This is a genomic window from Superficieibacter sp. 1612_C1, from assembly GCF_015234305.1.
In the GTDB taxonomy this organism is placed as follows: Bacteria; Pseudomonadota; Gammaproteobacteria; order Enterobacterales; family Enterobacteriaceae; genus Superficieibacter.
Window position 1 is genome coordinate 308637 of sequence record NZ_JADGMI010000002.1, and the last position, 22264, is coordinate 330900.

Sequence of the window (22264 nt, forward strand, 5' to 3'; positions counted from 1 at the left end):
GTAGGCCGGCTAAGCGCAGCGCCACCCGGCATGTTCACCAGATCGATAAACCGTAAAACCGTAGGCCGGGTAAGCGTAGCGCCACCCGGCAGAGTTCATCAGATTTTGCACGCGCCGCTTTCGCAGCCATCGTCCTGAATAGACGGTGCCAGGTCATCCTGAGCATCTTCCGCGCCGTCGCGGGTGTTCTGATAATACAGCGTTTTCACACCAAATTTGTAGGCGGTGAGCAGGTCTTTCAACAATTGCTGCATCGGCACTTTACCTGACGGGAAACGCGTCGGATCGTAGTTGGTGTTTGCAGAGATCGACTGGTCGATAAACTTCTGCATAATCCCCACCAGTTGCAGATAACCGTCGTTATTTGGCATTTCCCACAGCAGTTCGTAATTGTTTTTCAGCAGCTCATAATCCGGCACCACCTGGCGCAGAATGCCGTCTTTCGACGCTTTGATGCTCACATGACCGCGCGGCGGCTCGATGCCGTTGGTGGCGTTCGAAATCTGCGACGAGGTTTCAGACGGCATCAGCGCGGACAGCGTGGAGTTACGCAGACCGTGCGTTTTGACGGATTCGCGCAGCGTTTCCCAGTCATAATGCAGCGGCTCATTGGTAATGCCGTCGAGATCTTTCTTATAGGTATCGATCGGCAGGATACCCTGCGCATAGGTGGTTTCGTTGAACCACGGGCAGGCACCTTGCTCTTTCGCCAGCTCGTTCGAGGCCTTCAACAGATAATACTGAATCGCTTCAAACGTCTGGTGGGTCAGATTGTTGGCGCTGCCGTCAGAATAACGCTTGCCGTTTTTCGCCAGCCAGTAGGCAAAGTTAATCACGCCGATACCCAGGGTACGACGACCCATTGCGCCGCGCTTGGCGGCCGGAATCGGGTAATCCTGATAATCGAGCAGGGCATCCAGCGCGCGAACGGCCAGCACTGCCAGATCTTCCAGTTCATCCAGATTTTTAATTACGCCCAGGTTAAAGGCGGACAGCGTACAGAGCGCGATTTCACCGTTTTCATCGTTAACATCAAGCAGCGGTTTGGTCGGCAGAGCAATTTCCAGGCACAGGTTCGACTGACGAACCGGCGCAACCTGCGGGTCAAACGGGCTGTGGGTGTTGCAGTGGTCGACGTTCTGAATGTAGATACGACCGGTAGAGGCACGTTCCTGCATCATCAGCGAGAACAGCTCAACCGCTTTGATCCGCTGCTTACGGATGCTGTCGTCCTGTTCGTATTTCGTGTACAGGCGCTCAAACTCGTCCTGATCGGCAAAGAAGGCGTCGTACAGGCCGGGGACATCAGACGGGCTGAACAGCGTGATGTCGCCGCCTTTCAGCAGACGGGTGTACATCAGTTTGTTGATCTGCACGCCGTAGTCCATGTGGCGCACGCGGTTGCCTTCCACGCCACGGTTGTTTTTCAGCACCAGCAGGCTTTCGACTTCCAGATGCCACATCGGATAGAACAGCGTCGCCGCACCGCCGCGCACGCCACCCTGTGAACAGGATTTCACCGCGGTCTGGAAGTGCTTGTAGAACGGAATACAGCCGGTATGGAACGCTTCACCGCCGCGAATCGGGCTACCCAGCGCGCGGATACGTCCGGCGTTGATGCCGATACCGGCACGCTGGGAAACGTATTTCACGATCGCGCTGGAGGTGGCGTTGATGGAGTCAAGGCTGTCGCCGCACTCGATCAGCACGCAGGAGCTGAACTGGCGGGTCGGGGTACGCACGCCGGACATGATTGGCGTCGGCAGCGAAATCTTGAAGGTGGACACCGCATCATAAAAACGTTTTACGTAGTCAAGGCGGGTTTCGCGCGGATAGTTCGAGAACAGGCACGCGGCAACCAGAATATACAGGAACTGGGCGCTCTCGTAGATCTCACCGCTGACGCGGTTCTGCACCAGATATTTGCCTTCCAGCTGCTTAACGGCGGCGTAGGAGAAGGTCATATCGCGGTCGTGCTGAATGAACGCGTCCATCTGCACAAACTCTTCCTGAGTATAATCTTCGAGCAAATGGGTATCGTATTTACCCAGCTCAACCATGTTGCGCACATGGTCATACAGGGCAGGTGGCTCAAACTGACCGTAGGCTTTTTTACGCAGATGGAAAATTGCCAGGCGAGCGGCCAGATACTGATAATCTGGCGCTTCGCGGGAGATCAAATCTGCCGCAGCTTTGATAATCGTCTCATGGATATCGGAAGTCTTGATGCCGTCATAGAACTGAATATGCGAACGCAGCTCTACCTGCGAAATAGAGACGTTACTCAGCCCATCTGCCGCCCAATCCAGCACGCGATGGATTTTGTCGAGATTGATGCGCTCAGTACGGCCGTCGCGCTTTGTCACCAGCAGACTCTGATTCATGTGGTTTTTACCTGTCCGTGAAGAAATATCCCCGCTTATCCACACAGCGTCCTGTGACTAACTCTGTGGATAAATACTATATGTAGGGGGTGATGAATAAAATGAACGCTATATGGTGAGTATTCTAGTAAGGATTCTTTTCAGTACAAGAGTTGATTTTGAAGTTAAATTGAGGTTGCGAAAGCGTAAGAAAGGCAAAATCCACGTCACATAAGGGCTGGAGGGCATGTCAATATTCTGGAAAAAAAATAGAATTTTTGATCAAGCGCTGATTTCTTCGACGACCTGAAAGATTGCGCCGTTTGATAGCGCGCAATCTTCAGCAATAATTTTACTAAGGTCAGTCGTTTTTAGCCGTTGTATGCAACATATAGTTAACGTCAACGCCAGGCGCGAGCTTAAACGTATTGCTCAGCGGATTGTAATGCAGGCCGGTCATATGAATTTCTTTAAGCGACGTCTGATCCACCCAGCCCAGCAGTTCGGAAGGGCGAATAAATTTTTTCGCGTCGTGCGTGCCCTTCGGCACCATACGCAGGACATATTCCGCGCCGACGACCGCCATCAGCCAGGCTTTACCGTTGCGATTAATCGTCGAGAAGAAAACGTGACCGCCGGGTTTGACCAGCTGCGCGCAGGCGTTAACGACGGACTGCGGGTCCGGTACGTGCTCAAGCATCTCCATACAGGTAACGACATCGTATTGCTGCGCATGTTTAGCCGCGTGCTCCTCTACCGTTTCCTGCACATACTCAACGGTGACGCCGCTTTCCAGCGCGTGCAGACGGGCGACCTGTAACGGTTCAGCACCCATGTCCAGCCCGGTGACCGTCGCGCCTTCGCGTGCCATGCTCTCGGCAAGAATGCCGCCGCCGCAGCCGACATCCAGCACCGATTTACCAAACAGGCCGCCTGAGCGCTCAGCGATATAACCCAGACGCAGCGGGTTAATGCGGTGCAGGGGCTTAAACTCACCTTCCAGATCCCACCAGCGCGACGCAACCGCTTCAAATTTAGCGATCTCTTGCTGGTCAACATTCGGGGCCACCGCGGCTTTTTCGGCATTCATTGGCGCTTTTACTCCTTATTTGGCAATTCGTCTGAGTATATCAGCACCGTGAGATGAATAAAGCCTTCCCGGAGCGGCATTCACTTTACCTGTCTCATGACGATTGTGTTATAATTTGCGACCTTTGAATCCGGGATACAGTAGAGGGATAGCGGTTAGATGAGCGACCTTGCGAGAGAAATAACACCGGTTAACATCGAGGAAGAGCTTAAAAGCTCGTATCTGGATTATGCGATGTCGGTCATTGTTGGCCGTGCGCTGCCGGACGTCCGCGATGGCCTGAAGCCGGTTCACCGTCGCGTACTATACGCCATGAACGTATTGGGCAATGACTGGAACAAAGCCTATAAAAAATCTGCCCGTGTGGTGGGTGACGTAATCGGTAAATATCACCCCCATGGTGATACCGCCGTGTATGACACCATCGTTCGTATGGCGCAGCCATTCTCCTTGCGCTACATGCTGGTGGATGGCCAGGGTAACTTCGGTTCTGTCGACGGCGACTCCGCCGCAGCGATGCGTTATACGGAAATCCGTATGTCGAAAATCGCCCACGAACTGATGGCCGACCTGGAAAAAGAGACGGTGGATTTCGTCGATAACTACGATGGTACCGAACGCATTCCAGATGTCATGCCAACCAAGATCCCGAACCTGTTAGTCAACGGTTCCTCAGGTATCGCGGTCGGCATGGCGACCAACATTCCGCCACATAACCTGACGGAAGTGATCAACGGCTGTCTGGCGTACGTTGATAATGAAGACATCAGCATTGAAGGGCTGATGGAACATATCCCCGGCCCGGACTTCCCGACCGCTGCGATCATCAACGGTCGCCGTGGCATCGAAGAAGCCTATCGTACCGGTCGCGGCAAAGTGTATATTCGCGCCCGCGCGGAAGTGGAAGCTGACGCGAAAACCGGACGTGAAACCATCATCGTTCACGAAATCCCGTATCAGGTAAACAAAGCGCGCCTGATCGAGAAAATCGCCGAGCTGGTGAAAGACAAACGCGTGGAAGGCATCAGCGCGCTGCGTGACGAGTCTGATAAAGACGGTATGCGTATCGTGATTGAAGTAAAACGCGACGCGGTGGGTGAAGTAGTTCTTAACAACCTTTACTCACAGACTCAGCTCCAGGTTTCCTTCGGTATCAACATGGTGGCATTGCACCATGGTCAGCCGAAGATCATGAACCTGAAAGACATTATCGCTGCCTTCGTGCGCCACCGCCGTGAAGTGGTGACTCGCCGTACTATTTTCGAATTGCGCAAAGCGCGCGATCGTGCGCATATCCTTGAAGCGCTGGCGATTGCGCTGGCGAACATCGATCCGATTATCGAACTGATTCGCCGTGCGCCAACGCCGGCTGAAGCGAAAGCTGGCTTAATCGCGCGTTCATGGTATCTGGGTAACGTTTCCGCGATGCTGGAACGTGCCGGTGATGACGCGGCACGTCCGGAATGGCTGGAGCCAGAATTCGGCGTGCGTGACGGCCAGTATTATCTGACCGAACAGCAGGCACAGGCGATTCTGGATCTGCGTTTGCAGAAACTGACCGGCCTTGAGCACGAAAAACTGCTCGACGAGTACAAAGAGCTGCTGGAACAGATCGCTGAACTGCTGCACATTCTGGGCAGCGCCGAGCGTCTGATGGAAGTGATCCGCGAAGAGCTTGAGCTGGTACGCGAGCAGTTTGGTGACGCACGCCGCACCGAAATCACCGCCAACAGTGCTGATATCAATATCGAAGATCTGATTAGCCAGGAAGATGTTGTCGTAACCCTTTCTCACCAGGGTTACGTGAAATATCAACCGCTGACCGATTACGAAGCCCAGCGTCGTGGCGGTAAAGGCAAGTCAGCTGCGCGTATTAAAGAAGAAGACTTTATCGACCGCCTGCTGGTGGCCAACACCCATGACACCATCCTCTGCTTCTCCAGCCGTGGCCGTCTGTACTGGATGAAGGTTTATCAACTGCCGGAAGCGAGCCGTGGTGCGCGTGGGCGTCCTATCGTCAACCTGCTGCCGCTGGAAGCCAACGAACGTATTACCGCTATTCTGCCGGTACGCGAGTACGAAGAGGGCGTGAACGTCTTTATGGCGACCGCCAGCGGTACGGTGAAGAAAACGGCGCTGACCGAGTTCAGCCGTCCGCGCTCTGCCGGTATTATCGCGGTGAACCTCAACGACGGCGACGAGCTGATTGGCGTTGACCTGACCTCCGGGCAGGACGAAGTCATGCTGTTCTCAGCCGCCGGTAAAGTGGTACGCTTTAAAGACAGCGCGGTGCGCGCAATGGGTCGTACCGCGACCGGCGTGCGTGGCATCAGGCTGGCCGGAGAGGATAAGGTCGTTTCGCTGATCGTACCGCGTGGTGAAGGCGCTATTCTGACCGTCACGCAAAACGGCTACGGTAAGCGTACCGCGGAAAGCGAGTACCCAACTAAGTCTCGTGGCACCCAGGGCGTTATCTCGATCAAAGTCACCGAGCGTAACGGCTCCGTGGTGGGCGCAGTGCAGGTCACTGACACCGACCAGATCATGATGATCACCGATGCCGGAACGCTGGTGCGTACCCGCGTATCGGAAATCAGCGTGGTGGGCCGTAACACTCAGGGCGTGATCCTCATCCGCACGGCGGAAGATGAAAACGTGGTGGGCTTGCAGCGTGTCGCTGAACCGGTTGATGATGAAGAGCTGGATTCAATCGACGGTAGCGTGGCGGAAGGGGATGAAGACATCGCCCCGGAAGCCGATACCGATGACGACGTTGCTGACGACGCCGACGAATAACGATTACCACTTATCGTTAATACAGAACGCGTAAAAAAAGGGCTGGATCATCCGGCCCTTTTTATTACCGTTGCGGGTAGCATGTTTTACCGCTACTTTATTTCCATCCCGATGGTTCTGATGGCTGCTTCCTTTGAAATACCTTGCCTCCTTTCGTAATACGCTCAAAATCTCGCGCTATATGTTTCGCGCGCTGGCGCTGCTGCTATGGCTGCTTACCGCGCTGGCCTCTGTCTTTTACATCGTCAATGCGCTTCATGACCGGGAAGCTGAAATTCATCAGGAATTTACGTTAAACGCCGACCAGGCGCAGCGCTATATACAGCGCACGTCGGATGTGATGAAAGAGCTTAAATATATCGCTGAGAATCGTCTTACGGCTGAAAATGGCGTTATGGCGGGGCGGAACCGCCTTAATGATATGAATGTTCCTGAGTTTGCGCCGCTATTTCCTGATTCTGATTGTTCCGCCATGGGGAATACCTGGCGCGGGTCGCTGGAGTCGATGGCGTGGTTTATGCGCTACTGGCGGGATAATTTCTCAGCGGCCTACGATCTGAACCGTGTTTTTCTGATCGGCGGCGAAAATCTGTGTATGGCGAACTTTGGCCTGCGCGATATTCCGGTAGAACGCGATGAAGCGTTAAGCGCGTTACATGAGCGGATCGTGAAATACCGCAGCGCGCCGCAGGAAGAGCGGGGCGATAACCTGTTCTGGATCAGCCGTGGCCCGCGCCCCGGCGTCGGCTATTTTTATGCCTTAACGCCCGTCTATCTGGCAAACCGTTTGCAGGCGTTGATGGGCGTTGAGCAGACCATCCGCATGGAAAACTTTTTCACTCCCGGCAACCTGCCCATGGGCGTGACGATTCTGGATGAAAACGGGCATTCGCTGATTGCGTTGACCGGGCCGGAAAACACCCTGCAAATCGATTCCCGCTGGATGCAGGATCGGATGTGGTTTGGCTATACCTCCGGCTACCGTGAGCTGGTGCTGAAGAAAAACCTGCTGCCCTCTTCCCTGAGTATTGTTTATTCGGTGCCCATTGACGTGGTTCTGGAACGGATCCGGATGCTGATGATGAATGCGGCACTGCTGAATATTCTGGTCGGTATCGGGCTGATTTGGCTGGCGCGGGTATATGAGCGCAAGCTGTTTATTCCGGCGGAAAACGACGCGCAGCGGCTGGAGGAGCATGAGCAGTTCAACCGCAAAATTGTCGCCTCTGCGCCAGTTGGGATCTGTATTTTACGCACCCTCGACGGCACGAACATCCTGAGTAACGAGCTGGCGCACGACTACCTCAACATGCTTACCCACGAGGACCGCCAGCGGCTGACGCAGATCATCTGCGGCCAGCAGGTGAACTTTGTTGACGTGCTGACCAGTAATAATACCAACCTGCAAATCAGCTTTGTTCACTCGCGCTACCGTAACGAGAACGTGGCGATTTGCGTACTGGTGGATGTCTCTTCGCGTGTCAAAATGGAAGAGTCGCTTCAGGAAATGGCGCATGCTGCCGAGCAGGCCAGCCAGTCGAAGTCCATGTTCCTGGCCACCGTCAGCCATGAACTGCGCACCCCGCTGTATGGCATTATCGGTAACCTCGATTTGCTGCAAACCAAAGAGTTACCAAAAAGCGTCGACCGGCTGGTTACGGCGATGAACAACTCTTCGGGACTGCTGCTGAAAATTATTAGTGACATTCTCGACTTCTCGAAAATTGAGTCCGAGCAGTTGAAAATTGAGCCGCGGGAGTTCTCTCCGCGTGAGGTGATGAGCCACATCACGGCCAACTATCTGCCGCTGGTGGTCAGAAAACAGCTCGGTCTGTACTGCTTTGTGGAGCCTGACGTACCGTTGCAGATGAAAGGCGATCCAATGCGTCTGCAACAGGTGATCTCTAACCTGCTGAGCAACGCCATCAAATTCACCGATACCGGCTGCATTATCCTGCATATTCAGCGTAGCGAAGAATATCTCTCGATTCGCGTACGCGATACCGGGGTCGGTATTCCGGCAAAAGAGGTCGTGCGTTTGTTCGACCCGTTCTTCCAGGTCGGGACGGGCGTGCAGCGTAACTTCCAGGGAACCGGGCTGGGGCTGGCGATCTGCGAGAAGCTGATCGGCATGATGGATGGCGATATTTCTGTCGATACCGAGCCGGGCATGGGCAGCCAGTTCACGATCCGCATTCCGCTGTACGGCGTGGAAGATATGCCGCAACTCTCGTTGCAGGGCCTCAGTAATAAGCGCTGCTGGCTGGCGGTGAATAATGCATCGTTGTATCTGTTCCTCGAAAACCTGCTGCAACGCCACGGCGTGCGCGTCGAACGTTATGAGGGACAATATCCCGACCATGAAGATACACTCATTACCGATGGCACGCCGCCGGAGGGGTGGAGTGGCCGGGCGACGATTACCTTCTGCCGCCGCCACATCGGCATTCCGCAGGAGCGAACGCCGGGAGAGTGGGTTCACAGCGTGGCCTCCCCGCATGAGCTGATGGCGCTGATGGCGAGAATTTACAGCCTTGATGTCGCAAGCGCCGACAGCGGCACATCGCTGCCTGCGGATGAAAGCACCATCGCCGCCAATGACGACATGATGATCCTGGTGGTTGACGATCATCCGATTAACCGCCGTCTGCTCGCCGATCAGCTCGGATCGCTGGGCTATCAGTGTAAAACGGCCAATGACGGCGTGGATGCGCTCAACGTGTTAAGCAAAAACCATATCGATATTATTCTCAGCGACGTGAACATGCCGAATATGGATGGTTATCGCCTGACGCAGCGTATTCGTCAGCTCGGGCTGACCCTGCCGGTGGTGGGCGTGACGGCCAACGCGCTGGCGGAAGAGCGGCAGCGTTGTCTGGAATCAGGAATGGATAGCTGTTTATCGAAGCCGGTAACGCTGGATGTGCTTAAGCAGACGTTAACCACCTACGCCAATCGCGTCAGAAAAGCCAGAGAGTAGGGGAGTATCACCCCGGTCAGTGGCCGGGGTGAAAAGGAGGATTACTCTTTATCCGCAGAGGACAGCGTGACGGAGGAAAGATAATTGAGCAGCGCGATATCGTTCTCAACACCCAGTTTCATCATCGCTGATTTTTTCTGGCTGCTGATAGTTTTAATACTGCGGTTGAGTTTTTTGGCGATCTCCGTGACCAGGAAACCTTCCGCAAACAGCCGCAGCACTTCACTCTCTTTAGGCGATAAACGCTTATCGCCATAACCACCGGCACTGATTTTTTCCAGCAGGCGTGAGACGCTTTCCGGCGTAAACTTCTTCCCTTTTTGCAGCGCCGCCAGCGCTTTTGGCAGGTCGGTTGGCGCACCCTGCTTCAGGACGATCCCTTCGATATCCAGTTCCAGTACCGCGCTCAGGATAGCCGGGTTGTTGTTCATTGTCAGGACAATGATGGAAATGCCGGGAAAATGGCGCTTGATATACTTGATCAAAGTGATCCCGTCGCCATATTTGTCGCCTGGCATGGAAAGATCGGTGATCAGCACATGAGCGTCCAGCTTCGGCAGGTTATTTATCAACGCTGTGGAGTCTTCAAATTCGCCGACAACGTTCACCCATTCGATCTGTTCCAGTGATTTACGGATACCAAACAGGACGATGGGATGATCATCGGCAATAATTACGTTCATGTTGTTCATCTATAAGGCTACCTTGCTACAGTAAGCTCTTGACGTAAGCGTCAATGTCGCTGATGTATTTTTTTATGCCTGGAGAGTCTTTCTCACGAATGACATGTTCCAGAGTTTCACATAGCTGCTTGCCGGGTACCAGATTAAGCATGGCAAATACTCCCTTCAGGCGGTGAGCCGTCTGCGCCAGCGCAGCGTAATCATCCGTTGCCGCTTCAGTATACAACTTCTTAACATCATCCGGTACTGTGTCAACAAACAGCGCATAATAGCCGCTGGCGTGAAGCTCGGCGTTTTCATTGTTTGCGCCGGGGGACTCCACACTCTCTTCCTGAGCCAGTTGCTCTTCAATCAGTTGCAGTACAGCATCCTGCATAGCATTGCTCATATTAAAGTTGACCCGTAGCTGACCGGGGCCAATTTTTCGCACGCCAGGCTCATCATCGCTTAAAAGCAAGCCCGCGGCTGTAAGATTAGACGGATTATCCGTTAAAAAGAGATCAAATTCTTGACTCCCGCCTCTTTCATCCGGGGAAATGCATGCGGCTCCCCAGTTTTCAAGCTGTCTGACGACGATACTACGAATTTCACTGGAGGTAATGTCGATCATCGCCACCACGTCATCCAGCAGACGTTCGTCAGATTCTGTCTCCGGCGCACTGGCCGCCATTTTCACATGCAGCAAATAGCGCGTGCCCAGTTCATCGTGAGATTTAATATTAAGGTGGCCGCCCAGTTTACGCGCCAGCTGGTCGCAAAGCCAGAAGGTGAGGGCATTAGCCTTACCGTAGAGATCGGCCTGCGTATCGTTAAGGAACGGGAAGTGCAGATTGTCAATTTCACGCGAAGAGACGCCGTTGCCGGTATCGAGGATGCGGAACGTCAGACGATCTTCCGCCGACTCGTCAGCGCTCACTTCCAGCGTAATTTTGCCAATTTGGGTGGCAGTAACCGCATACTGGATTAATAACAGCAGGATCCGCCGCAGGGCATCCCGGTCGCCGTAACGCTGTTCGCTGGCGGGCAGGTTATTGTTGATCAACAGCTGCAAACCCTTGCGTTTCACTACCGGCAGCACGTCCGGTACCACTTCGTTGATCAGCTCCTGAATTGAAAACTCGCGGGAGGCGCTTTGCCAGCTACCGTCTTCCAGCATATTTGCCAACTGGATCTCATCAACCAGCCGCACCAGAATATCGGCATGGTGGGCGAGTTTCCGGCTTTCATCCGTCGCCAGCATCGCGGCTTCAGAGGCTAATGTTCTGGCTGGCTGTTTCAGCGCTTCGCCAATATGATGCATAAAGGCGATGCGGCCCTGCTGATTTTTTTCATACAGCCGCTGGGCCTGTTTCAGTTTTTTACTGACCAGCACTTCCCGATCCTGATCGCGGATAATAAATATCTGCGTGCGCGGCACAGCCTGGCTGCGGAACTGACGGATCTCGTACAGTTCATTGTTGATCGTCGCCTGGATTACGCCCTGGTGCTGATCGGCCATGCTGGTAATATTCTGCAAATTGAGATGCGGCAGCAGATGGTCAGCGATCTTGTTACTCATCACCGTGCGGTTGGACTCCAGATCGTGCACCAGCAAACCCAGCGGGAGCAGGGACACTATCTCCTCATTAATCGCACGCAGTAACCGCAGCTCATTATTCGCCACCGCCGGCGTGGCCGGTTCGCCCTGCTGGCGTGCGGGGTGATGGCGGAAGGTGGTATAGCCGAACAGCGCCAGCGCCAGCAGGCCGATGTTCAGCAACAGCGGCAGCAGGATATTTTGCAGCGTGTCCAGCAACAGCGTGGCGAAGGGAACCTGCCACACCAGGCGCATTCCGGTGGAGTTAATAGCGGAAGCAATCTCAATACGCGAGCCGTTAAGGTTAACGCTGGCGCTGTCTGCTGCCTCTTTTTCTGCCGTGCGCAGAGCGGACGGCGTGTTGTCCTGCTCCAGACGGAAGCTCTCCAGCGGCATGGTCGGCGGAATAATATCGTTAACCGGCAAGTCAAAGGCCACCACCGTCGCCAGATGTCCCGGCTGGTTAAAGGTCGTGCGTAACGTAAAGTAATAGCCGTTTTGCCAGGCCAGACGGCGCAGGGCAGAGAAGCTTTCACGCTCGTCCAGCGAGTTGGCCTGCTGGAGCATCTCAGCGCGGCGGGAATCAACGATGCCACCGACGTTAGATTCTTTAAAACCAGAGGAGAGATCTTTCAGCGGCAGCGTAGAGACCAGAATCAGGCTGTTGTCCTGGCCGTTCAGATAATACATTGACCAGGGAACCGTTTCCGCACCCCACAGCGTATCCAGGTAAGTCGACATACGCTGGGTCATCTCCAGCGTCGAACTGTCATGCGAGCCAAAAATCAGCGCTTCGGTTTTCCGGCGCGGCTTTTCAAGATAGTACACGTCCTGCTTAAGACGCGTTTCCTGAAGACCCTCTCCGGCAGTCAGCGGCGTGGCGGCGACGTTGTCGTAAAGCTGCCAGGTCGCATAGCGCCAGGTATCTACCCGTTTGTGAATGGCGTGAGTGATATCGACAACCTGATAGCTCTTGTCTTTAAGCCAGGCGTTGACCGCGCTCTGGATCATCACACCCATTGTTACCAGCAATACAATGATAAGCAGCAGGAAGTAGCGCGTAAGACTTGCCGGCATCAGGGAGAACTTAGAAGGACTCATTGTATCAGACTGACTCATTTTGCATGTGTACCCGTTGTGACCGCACTGAAATAAGGAAAAGCTCAGAGCCGTTAGCGCAACTGAGATACTGTGTTGACCATGCTTTTGCATTGCACCGACATAAGAAAGCTGATGTAAGCCATTATGCTGCATGATTTTGTACTGCTGGCAGTATAAAGGGTAATGGATGAAATTCCAGACTCTTAACGAGTCAGTCACCTGATTTTTACCATAGCAAAACGCTCTCAGGGCAAGACGAGTTGCAGAAATGAGCTCTTCCTCAGCGGCAGGAGAGACAATCCAGATGCCGGTAACCGCACAAAATAGCAAACCATATAACGCTTCAGACGAAGCGGGAATTATCACTTTAAGTTATTAAAATGATTAATTAATAGTCGTTATGATTTCCTCGCGGTAGTACATCCTTTATGGATTAACGTAAAGAAAGGTAAAAAAAAACCGGATGCGAGGCATCCGGTGGAAATAGGGGTAAACAGACATTCAGAACTGAATGACGGTAATAAATAAAGTTAATGATGATAGCGATATCTATTCTAGTCGCGTTCGCTGATTTTGTTTTGGCAATCAGTGCTATAACATTTTCGCAACCTAAGTGCTTGATTGAGTTATTTTATATTTTAATTTTGATTATTAGTGCGGATATTTTTAGCTATTTGTGGCAAAAAAAAGTTCCCCAAAATTCACAAAATGAAACATCTACAGGGAAAACTGAAACATCTTAGAAGTTTTCGTATCATATTCCAGTTGGATTATTCTGTATTTTGCCGCAAAATGGTTTCGCCGACGGGTTAGTGGGTAACCAATAACCAGTAAAGCAGTGGCAACTAAAAAAAGCATATAAAAGGCATATAACAGAGGGTTAATAACATGAAAGTTAAAGCACTATCCCTCCTGGTACCAGCTCTGCTGGTAGCAGGCGCAGCGAATGCGGCTGAAGTTTATAACAAAGACGGCAACAAATTAGACCTGTACGGTAAAGTTGATGGTCTGCACTACTTCTCCGATGACGACGGTAGCGATGGCGACCAGACTTACGTGCGTATCGGCTTCAAAGGCGAAACCCAGGTCAACGACCAGATCACCGGTTACGGCCAGTGGGAATACCAGGTTCAGGGTAACACCGATGAAGGTTCAAACGATTCCTGGACCCGTGTTGGCTTTGCCGGTCTGAAATTTAACGAAGCGGGTTCTTTCGACTACGGTCGTAACTACGGCGTTGTTTATGACGTGACCTCCTGGACCGACGTTCTGCCTGAGTTCGGCGGCGACACCTACGGTGCAGACAACTTCCTGCAATCTCGTGCTAACGGTGTAGCAACCTACCGTAACACTGACTTCTTCGGTCTGGTTGATGGCCTGAACTTTGCTGTGCAGTATCAGGGCAGCAACGGCGACGTTGACGGGGAAGATGCTGCTGGTCGTAGCGTTCTTCGTCAGAACGGCGACGGCGTTGGTGGGTCTTTGACCTACGATCTGGGTTCAGGTTTCAGCATCGGTGGTGCGGTTGCCAGCTCCAAACGTACCTCTGACCAGAACGATATGCCTGGCATCTACGGTAGCGGCGATCGCGCAACGACCTATTCCGGCGGCCTGAAATATGACGCTAACAATGTTTACCTGGCGGCGCAGTATACTCAGTCTTATAACGCTACCCGTTTCGGCGGCAGCAGCAGCGCTGACGCGTACGGTTTTGCAGATAAAGCGCAGAACTTTGAAGCGGTAGCGCAGTACCAGTTCGACTTCGGTCTGCGTCCGTCCGTGGCTTACCTGCAATCGAAAGGTAAAGACATCAATAACGGTGCCAGAGACTATGGCGATCAGGATCTGCTGAAATACGTTGATGTGGGCGCGACCTACTACTTCAACAAAAACATGTCTACCTACGTTGATTACAAAATCAACCTGCTGGATGACAATGACTTCACCCGCGACGCGGGCGTAAGCACCGACGATATCGTTGCGCTGGGTCTGGTTTACCAGTTCTGATGCGCTGACATTTTCGGTAAAGGGCCTGCGGGCCCTTTTTTTATTGCGCACGGATCGATTGTTCAAAAATGCCCGAACAGGTGTACTCTTACGCTCCTCTGTAAGAGGATAAAAAACCAATGGAAATGTCATTTCTTCGCGCGGTGATTTTGACCGCTTTTGTTTTACTTACCGGCTGCGATAATGCACCGGTTTCTGCGCCTTCTGACACCACGCCTCCCACCGTACTTGAAGGGAAAACCATGGGCACCGTCTGGCGGGTCAGCGTCATTAACGTTGAGCCAGAGCGCCTTGAGACGCTACGGGAAAAAATTCAGATTCAGCTTGATGCTGATGATCAACTTCTGTCGACCTGGAAACCAGACTCGGCGCTGATGCGTTTTAATCATTCGCAAAGCACGACGCTGTGGCCGGTGAATGAGGCGATGGCGGATATCGTCACCGAAGCGTTGCGCATTGGTGCTAAGACCAACGGGGCGATGGATATCACCGTCGGCCCGCTGGTGAACCTGTGGGGATTTGGCCCGGATAAGCAGCCGGTGACCACCCCGAGCGACCAGCAAATCGCCGAGGCCAGAGCGCGTACTGGCCTGCAACATCTCACCGTTATTTCACGGGCAGGGCAGCAGTACCTGCAAAAAGACATTGCTGATTTGTTCGTCGATCTTTCCACGGTAGGCGAGGGCTATGCCGCCGATCATCTCGCCAGACTGATGGAGCAGGAGGGCATTTCACGCTACCTGGTCTCCGTCGGTGGGGCACTGGTCAGCCGGGGGATGAACGGTGAGGGCAAACCGTGGCGCGTTGCTATTCAGAAGCCGACCGATCGCGAGAACGCCGTTCAGGCCATTGTGGATATCAACGGTCACGGTATCAGCACCTCTGGCAGCTATCGCAACTATTATGAGCTGGACGGCAAACGCATCTCCCATGTGATTAATCCGCAGACCGGACGGCCCATTGAGCACACATTGGTATCGGTCACGGTCATCGCCCCCAGCGCGCTGGAAGCCGACAGCTGGGATACCGGTCTGATGGTGCTCGGCCCCGAGCAGGCTAAAGAGGTGATCAGGGAGCAGGGGCTGGCGGTGTATATGATTGTGAAAGACGGTGATGCGTTTAAAACCTGGATGTCACCGCAGTTTGCAGGATTTTTACTGTCTGAAAAAAATTAAAAAGCAAGATTGTCGGTTTTTTGCTGGCGGCGTTTTACCAGAGTAGAGCTACCCTTATAACAGGAGCCTGCTTATGACACACACTACCCTTACCGATGCTGAGCGCCGCTGGCAGGCGGTGCTCGCGCGCGATGCCCGTGCCGACGGTCAGTTTGTTTTCGCCGTGGTTACCACGGGTATCTTTTGTCGCCCTTCCTGCCGTGCGCGCCACGCCCTGCGGGACAACGTGCGCTTTTATCCCGATGCGCAGGCGGCGCTGGCCGCCGGTTTTCGCCCCTGTAAACGCTGTCAGCCCACGGGGCTTTCACCGCACACAAAACATATTGACCTCGTGGCACGTGCCTGTCGCCTGCTGGAGCAGGAAACGTCTGTCACGCTGAACACGCTGGCGCAGACCCTGGCCGTAAGCCCCTTTCATTTACACCGTTTGTTCAAATCCGTCACCGGCATGACGCCAAAGGCCTGGCAGCAGGCGCAACGCGCCCGGCGCTTGCGTAATGCGCTGACGCAAGGTGAAGCCGTCACCGATGCGGTAATGAATGCCGGATTCTCCGCCAGCAGCGCCTTTTATCGTCATGCCGACGCCACTCTGGGCATGACCGCGCGTCAGTACCGTAGCGGTGGCGAAGCGATGACCATCCGTTTTACCCTTGATAGCTGCTTGCTGGGGCGCTGCCTGGTCGCGGCCAGCGAGCGTGGCATATGTGCGATTTTGCTGGATGAAAATGATGACGCTCTGGTGGCCTCGCTTGCGGCGATGTTTTCACAGGCTCAGTGTGTGCCGGGCGATGCCGCATTTTCCGCCGGGGTCAATCAGGTGATTGCCCATCTGGATGGCGATCCGGCACCCCTTACGCTGCCGCTGGACATTCGCGGGACGGCTTTCCAGATGCGCGTCTGGCAGGCGCTGCGTGATATTCCCGCCGGTGAAACCCGCAGCTATCAGCAAATCGCCCAGGCGGTCGGCCATCCGCGCGCCGTGCGTGCCGTTGCCAGCGCCTGTGCGGCGAACAAACTGGCGTTAGTGATCCCCTGTCACCGTGTGGTGCGCGGGGACGGAGCTCTCTCCGGCTACCGCTGGGGAGTGGCGCGAAAAGCCGCTTTACTGCGCCGCGAAGCGCAGCAGGAGGAGTAATGCTCGATCTCTTTGCCGATGTTGAACCCTGGCAGGAGCCGCTGGGACCAGGCGCAACGATCCTGCGCCGTTTTGCCCTCAGTCGCGCCGCGCCGCTGCTGGCGGCGATCGACGAGGTCGCTCATGTCTCGCCATTCCGTCAGATGATTACCCCCGGCGGCTATACCATGTCGGTGGCGATGACCAACTGCGGGCCGCTGGGATGGACCACCGACAGCCGGGGCTACCTTTATTCTCCCCGCGATCCGCTGACCGAGGAGCCCTGGCCGCCGCTGCCGGATATTTTTCGCACGCTGGCCGATGACGCGGCGACCGTGGCGGGCTATGCGGATTTCACGCCGGACGCCTGCCTGATCAACCGTTATCTGCCGGGCGCTAAACTGTCGCTGCATCAGGATAAAGATGAAAAAGAGCTGCGCGCGCCCATCGTGTCCGTTTCGCTGGGGCTCCCGGCCATCTTTCAGTTCGGTGGTCTGAAACGCAGCGATCCGCTCCAGCGCACGCTGCTGGAACATGGCGATGTCGTGGTGTGGGGTGGCGCATCGCGGTTGTTTTATCATGGGATACAGCCGCTGAAAGAGGGCGAGCATCCGGTCACCGGACGCTGTCGCTACAACCTGACGTTTCGCCAGACCTGATTTGTTGAATAAAAATAAGAATTATTCTTGATGTCAGCGCCGTGCAGTTTACACTGCTGGCTGATTTTTCTTGCGGATTGTATTTATGGAACTCCTCCTGCTTGTCTGGCGTCAATACCGCTGGCCTTTTATCGCGGTAATGGCGCTGAGCTTAGTCAGCGCTGCGCTGGGTATTGGCCTGATTGCCTTCATTAACCTGCGCCTGATCGAATCCGTGGATACGACGCTGGTCGTGCTGCCGGAATTCCTCGGACTCCTGCTGCTGTTGATGGCGGTCACGCTCGGCTCACAGCTGGCGCTCACCACGCTGGGTCATCATTTTGTTTATCGCCTGCGCAGTGAGTTTATCAAACGTATTCTTGATACGCCGGTCGAGCAGATAGAGAAACTGGGCAGCGCCACGCTGCTGGCGGGCCTGACCAGCGATATCCGCAATATCACCATCGCCTTTGTCCGCCTGCCGGAGCTGGTGCAGGGGATCATCCTGACCATAGGATCGGCGGCTTACCTGGCGACGCTCTCGACAAAAATGCTGTTGATCACCGCCCTGTGGATGGCGTTGACCATCTGGGGGGGATTTGTGCTGGTCGCACGCGTCTATCGCCATATGGCCACCCTGCGTGAAACCGAAGATAAACTGTATCATGACTATCAGATGGTGCTGGAAGGGCGCAAAGAGCTGACCCTCAACCGCGAGCGCGCGGAACATATTTTTAATAACATCTACCTGCCAGACGCCAAAGAGTACCGCCATCATATCGTGCGCACGGACACCTTCCATCTGAGTGCCGTGAACTGGTCCAACATTATGATGCTGGGTGCCATCGGGCTGGTTTTCTGGATGGCCAACAGCCTGGGCTGGGCAGACACCAACGTCGCGGCGACGTATTCATTAACGCTACTATTCCTGCGCACGCCGCTGCTTTCTGCCGTTGGCGCGTTGCCGACGCTACTCAGTGCTCAGGTGGCGTTTAATAAGCTCAAACAATTTGACCTGGCGGCGTTCAGACCTGAATTCCCGCAGCCGAAAATCTATGCCCAGTGGCAGACTCTGGAACTGCGTGACGTCACCTTTAGCTACCGGGATAACACCTTCTCCGTGGGGCCGATTAACCTGACCCTCAATCGCGGCGAGCTGGTCTTCCTGATTGGCGGCAATGGCAGCGGTAAATCTACGCTTGCTATGCTGCTCACCGGGTTGTATCAGCCTGTATCAGGCCAGATTTTACTGGATGGCGAGCCGCTGGCGGCGGACCGCCCGGAAGATTATCGCAAGCTTTTTTCGGCGGTGTTTACCGATGTCTGGCTATTCGATCAGTTGCTGGGTGCGGAAGGTAAGCCTGCCGATCCTGCGCTGGTGGATCGCTGGATCGCGCAGCTGAAAATGAGCCATAAACTGACGCTGGAAAACGGCAAGATCCTCGATTTGAAGCTGTCCAAAGGGCAGAAAAAACGCGTGGCGCTGCTGCTGGCGCTGGCAGAAGAACGCGATATCATCCTGCTGGACGAATGGGCCGCCGATCAGGATCCGCACTTCCGCCGCGAGTTTTATCAGGTCCTTCTGCCGCTGATGCAGGCGATGGGTAAAACCATTTTCGCCATTAGCCATGACGACCACTATTTCATTCACGCTGACCGGCTGCTGGAAATGCGCGACGGCCAGCTTTCTGAACTTACTGGCGAAGAGCGGGCGCTGGCCTCTCGCGACGCCGTTGCCCGCACCGCCTGAGAATAGCGCCTCCCGTTAAGCGGGAGGCGCTACCGCTTATTTTTTCCGCACTCATTCGCTTCGTTTATCATTAATTTCCAACTCCACGCTATGCTTAATGCGCCAGCCACCCTGCCTGGCGTAATAAAATGACCCAAGGATCCACCAATGTCCGTCTCGACAAATAACAGCGCCCGATTGCGCGATGAAGAGCGTGCGCGCCTGATCTGGCTGCTCACGACTGATAAAGCCATTACCTCCTCGCTGCTGAACAAATTGACTCTGGTTGAGCAGTACGACAGCGGCGCGCTGGAAAATCAAATGGCCGAGGTCGGCGTACTGGTTGAACACCTGAAACCGGCCGATCTTGCCGATACGCTGGAAGCCCTGCCTGCGGAAGAGCGTCGCGCGCTGTGGCTACTGATTGGCGATGACAAGCGTGGACAGGTCCTGCTTGAGGCGTCCGAAAACGTCTGGGGCGATCTCATCGATCAGATGAGCGACAGGGCGTTGCTGGAAGCCATGAATACGCTTGATATCGATGAGCAGATTTATATCGTTCAGCATCTGCCACGCAATCTGACGGGCCGTCTGCTGGCGACGCTGTCGCCGGCGGAGCGGGCGCGTGTACGTCAGGTGATGAACTACGATCCCGGTAGCGTCGGCGCGATCATGGAGTTTGAAGTCATTACCGTGCGCCCGGAGGTGACGCTGGGTACGGTGCAGCGTTATCTGCGGCGGCTGGGTAAGATGCCGGAAAACACCGATAAGTTGTTTGTCACTGACAGGGATAACACGCTGTTGGGCGAGCTGGAGCTTAAAACGATCCTTATCTCGCCTGCCAGTCTGAACGTCGGCGACGTGATGGAGCGCGATATCCTGGCTTTTCATCCTGAAGAGAATGCGGAAAAAGCGGCGCGAACTTTTGAGCGTGATAACCTGATCAGCGCCGCGCTGGTCAATCCCGACGGCAAGCTGATGGGGCGTATTACCATCGATGAAATTGTTGATGTCGTATACCGGGAGACCGATAACGATTTGCGCCAGATGAGCGGGCTGAGCAGCGACGAAGACATTTTTGCCCCGGTACACAAAGCGGTCAAAACGCGCTGGGCGTGGCTGGCGGTGAATCTTTGTACTGCGTTTATCGCTTCGCGGGTGATTGACGGCTTCGAGCATACTATTTCAAAGCTGGTGGCGCTGGCCTCACTGATGCCGATTGTCGCTGGCATCGGCGGCAACACCGGCAACCAGACCATCACGATGATCGTGCGGGCGCTGGCCCTGCAATATATTCAGCCGGGCAACTTTTCCTTCCTGATCCTGCGCGAAATGGGCGTGGCGCTGATTAACGGCCTGGTGTGGGGCGGCATTATGGGCGGCGTCACCTGGGCGCTATACGGCGATCCCGCCCTCGGCGGCGTGATGATGCTGGCGATGGTGCTTAATTTACTGGTGGCGGCGTTGATGGGCGTGATTATTCCCATGGTGATGATTAAGCTGGGGCATGACCCGGCGGTCGGCTCAAGCGTGATGATCACCGCCATTACCGACACGGGTGGCTTCTTTATTTTTCTTGGTCTGGCGACGATTTTTCTGCTTTAAGCCGATATTTTCGCTTAATACGGTGCGGTACGATGGTCATGGTTATTACGCCTGCCAGTACGCCAATCGCCAGATTCCCCGTTGTTACCGTCGCGGCAACGGTAATCATCATCACCACGGTCTCCGGCCACGGCGTACTTTTCAGCGCGGTGGGCCGGATGCTGTGCCAGCTAAAGGTTTTTACCGCCACGATAACCATAATCCCCGCCAGCACGGCCATCGGGATTTTCGCCATTACTTCACTTAAGGCCGTGACCAGGAGCAGAAGTACCAGCCCGGCCGCCAGAGTAGAAATGCGGCTGCGGGCGCGGCCCATCTCCACGTTAACAATGGTTTGTCCAATCATCGCACAACCGGCGATGCCGCCGTAAAAGCCCGCCAGAATGTTGGCGATGCCGAGGCCGGTGCTTTCCCGATGTTTATTCGAGGCGGTCGCGGTCAGATCGTCTACCAGTTTTGCGGTCAGCAGGGACTCCATTAATCCCACGAAAGCGATACTCAGCGCGCACGGCCAGATGATGCTCAACGTATGAAGATCCAGCGGCACCAGCAGGTCGCTAAAGCCCGGCATCCCGCCGCCCATCGATCCTTCATCGCCGACTGTAGGCATCAACTGACCGGTAGTGATGGTGAAAATCGTCAACAGCACAATGGCAATGAGCGGGGAGGGGATGCTTTTCGTAAAACGCGGCACCCACAGCACAATTAACAGCGTCAGCACAAACAGACCGATCACCAGCGGGCTTCGGCTCCAGAAGTGCGGCACCTGGGCGAAGAAAATCAAAATCCCCAGCGCGTTTACAAAGCCGGTCATCACCGCCTGCGGAATAAAACGCATCAGGCGTGCCATACCGCTCAGACCAAAAATGATTTGAATGATCCCTGCCAGCACCACGGCGGGCAGAATATAGGCCACGCCGTGCTGGTGAACCATTGGCCCGATCACTAATGCCACGGAACCTGCGGCGGCAGTAACCATGGCCGGACGCCCGCCGAGCACCGACATCGCCAGGCATAATACGACTGAAGCGATCAGGCTCACTTTCGGGTCAACTCCGGCAATGACGGAGAAAGAGATGACTTCCGGGATCAGCGCCAGCGCAGTGATCACCCCGGCCAGTGATTCGCGCAGCAGCAGCGACGGCGAGCGTATTACGCTGGCAATAGCACCCTGACGGGCGGGCGATAAAGACGATTGAGTTTCAGACATACAGATCCGCAGGCAATAAGAGGGCTTCCATAACGATTATCAGGCGTCCGTGCGGAAAATCACAAAACGGGGAATAGTAACGGCTGGCATACGGCGCGACCAGCACTTTTTATCGTTTGCATGCATCAATTATTAAACATTTTTATAACTCGCCATAAAACTAAATTTAAAGTTTAAACAATATTTAATTTTTCAGA

Annotated in this window: 13 protein-coding genes; 8 read left to right on the forward strand and 5 right to left on the reverse strand. The window is 54.6% G+C overall.

Annotated elements, in window-relative coordinates; all coding sequences use genetic code 11:
* Positions 1 to 98: 98 nt before the first annotated feature.
* Together nrdA and ubiG are read right to left on the reverse strand one after the other, a co-directional pair.
* Positions 99 to 2384 carry a class 1a ribonucleoside-diphosphate reductase subunit alpha gene (gene nrdA / locus INT84_RS07755; protein ID WP_194206334.1) on the reverse strand — a complete coding sequence of 762 codons (2286 nt, stop codon included), beginning with the start codon at positions 2382 to 2384 and terminating at the stop codon, positions 99 to 101.
* A 340-nt stretch (positions 2385 to 2724) separates the two neighbouring features.
* A complete protein-coding gene (gene ubiG, locus INT84_RS07760; RefSeq protein WP_194206335.1) occupies positions 2725 to 3453 on the reverse strand; it encodes a bifunctional 2-polyprenyl-6-hydroxyphenol methylase/3-demethylubiquinol 3-O-methyltransferase UbiG in 729 nt (242 codons plus the stop codon).
* A gap of 159 nt (positions 3454 to 3612) precedes the next feature.
* On the opposite strand from ubiG, the gene gyrA reads away from it, so the two are divergent.
* On the forward strand, positions 3613 to 6249 hold the full coding sequence (gene gyrA / locus INT84_RS07765) for a DNA topoisomerase (ATP-hydrolyzing) subunit A (RefSeq protein ID WP_194206336.1): 2637 nt from the start codon (positions 3613 to 3615) through the stop codon (positions 6247 to 6249).
* A gap of 133 nt (positions 6250 to 6382) precedes the next feature.
* On the forward strand, positions 6383 to 9229 hold the full coding sequence (rcsC, locus tag INT84_RS07770; protein ID WP_194206337.1) for a two-component system sensor histidine kinase RcsC: 2847 nt from the start codon (positions 6383 to 6385) through the stop codon (positions 9227 to 9229).
* A gap of 41 nt (positions 9230 to 9270) precedes the next feature.
* On the opposite strand, the gene rcsB is transcribed toward rcsC, so the two are convergent.
* Complete coding sequence (gene rcsB, locus INT84_RS07775) at positions 9271 to 9921, reverse strand: response regulator transcription factor RcsB (RefSeq protein ID WP_103674331.1); 651 nt, start codon at positions 9919 to 9921, stop codon at positions 9271 to 9273.
* Positions 9922 to 9937: 16 nt separating this feature from the next.
* Positions 9938 to 12607, reverse strand: coding sequence for a phosphotransferase RcsD (rcsD, locus tag INT84_RS07780; protein WP_194206338.1), 2670 nt, complete (start codon positions 12605 to 12607; stop codon positions 9938 to 9940).
* Between the two features lie 870 nt (positions 12608 to 13477).
* Between rcsD and INT84_RS07785 the strand changes: the two genes are divergently transcribed.
* The 6 genes from INT84_RS07785 (at position 13478) to mgtE (ending at position 20857) form a co-directional block, all read left to right on the forward strand.
* Entirely contained in the window at positions 13478 to 14596 is a 1119-nt protein-coding gene (locus tag INT84_RS07785) for a porin OmpC (protein WP_176920381.1), read from the forward strand.
* 119 nt (positions 14597 to 14715) lie between these two features.
* Positions 14716 to 15771, forward strand: a complete 1056-nt coding sequence (gene apbE, locus INT84_RS07790; RefSeq protein ID WP_194206339.1) for an FAD:protein FMN transferase ApbE — start codon at positions 14716 to 14718, stop codon at positions 15769 to 15771.
* 73 nt (positions 15772 to 15844) lie between these two features.
* The gene (gene ada, locus INT84_RS07795; protein ID WP_194206340.1) at positions 15845 to 16906 is read left to right on the forward strand and encodes a bifunctional DNA-binding transcriptional regulator/O6-methylguanine-DNA methyltransferase Ada; all 1062 of its coding nucleotides are present in this window, start codon (positions 15845 to 15847) and stop codon (positions 16904 to 16906) included.
* Positions 16906 to 17544 carry a DNA oxidative demethylase AlkB gene (alkB, locus tag INT84_RS07800; RefSeq protein WP_194206341.1) on the forward strand — a complete coding sequence of 213 codons (639 nt, stop codon included), beginning with the start codon at positions 16906 to 16908 and terminating at the stop codon, positions 17542 to 17544. The genes ada and alkB overlap by 1 nt, the downstream gene beginning before the upstream one ends.
* Positions 17545 to 17629: 85 nt before the next feature.
* Positions 17630 to 19273: a multidrug ABC transporter permease/ATP-binding protein gene (locus tag INT84_RS07805; protein WP_194206342.1), complete on the forward strand. Its 1644-nt coding sequence runs from the start codon at positions 17630 to 17632 to the stop codon at positions 19271 to 19273.
* 147 nt (positions 19274 to 19420) lie between these two features.
* Positions 19421 to 20857 (forward strand): magnesium transporter, encoded by a 1437-nt coding sequence (gene mgtE, locus INT84_RS07810; RefSeq protein ID WP_194206343.1) that lies wholly within the window; start codon positions 19421 to 19423, stop codon positions 20855 to 20857.
* Here mgtE and INT84_RS07815 read toward each other — a convergent pair.
* Positions 20820 to 22067, reverse strand: a complete 1248-nt coding sequence (locus tag INT84_RS07815; RefSeq protein ID WP_194206344.1) for a SulP family inorganic anion transporter — start codon at positions 22065 to 22067, stop codon at positions 20820 to 20822. The genes mgtE and INT84_RS07815 overlap by 38 nt on opposite strands.
* Between the last annotated feature and the right edge of the window lie 197 nt (positions 22068 to 22264).

Excerpts from the sequence above, each read along its gene's own strand:
- INT84_RS07805 (WP_194206342.1), top strand. The coding sequence starts at position 17,630 with ATGGAACTCCTCCTGCTTGTCTGGCGTCAATACCGCTGGCCTTTTATC.
- apbE (WP_194206339.1), top strand. The coding sequence starts at position 14,716 with ATGGAAATGTCATTTCTTCGCGCGGTGATTTTGACCGCTTTTGTTTTA.
- ada (WP_194206340.1), top strand. The coding sequence starts at position 15,845 with ATGACACACACTACCCTTACCGATGCTGAGCGCCGCTGGCAGGCGGTG.
- mgtE (WP_194206343.1), top strand. The coding sequence starts at position 19,421 with ATGTCCGTCTCGACAAATAACAGCGCCCGATTGCGCGATGAAGAGCGT.
- gyrA (WP_194206336.1), top strand. The coding sequence starts at position 3,613 with ATGAGCGACCTTGCGAGAGAAATAACACCGGTTAACATCGAGGAAGAG.
- rcsD (WP_194206338.1), bottom strand. The coding sequence starts at position 12,607 with ATGAGTCAGTCTGATACAATGAGTCCTTCTAAGTTCTCCCTGATGCCG.
- INT84_RS07815 (WP_194206344.1), bottom strand. The coding sequence starts at position 22,067 with ATGTCTGAAACTCAATCGTCTTTATCGCCCGCCCGTCAGGGTGCTATT.
- alkB (WP_194206341.1), top strand. The coding sequence starts at position 16,906 with ATGCTCGATCTCTTTGCCGATGTTGAACCCTGGCAGGAGCCGCTGGGA.
- rcsB (WP_103674331.1), bottom strand. The coding sequence starts at position 9,921 with ATGAACAACATGAACGTAATTATTGCCGATGATCATCCCATCGTCCTG.
- nrdA (WP_194206334.1), bottom strand. The coding sequence starts at position 2,384 with ATGAATCAGAGTCTGCTGGTGACAAAGCGCGACGGCCGTACTGAGCGC.
- ubiG (WP_194206335.1), bottom strand. The coding sequence starts at position 3,453 with ATGAATGCCGAAAAAGCCGCGGTGGCCCCGAATGTTGACCAGCAAGAG.
- INT84_RS07785 (WP_176920381.1), top strand. The coding sequence starts at position 13,478 with ATGAAAGTTAAAGCACTATCCCTCCTGGTACCAGCTCTGCTGGTAGCA.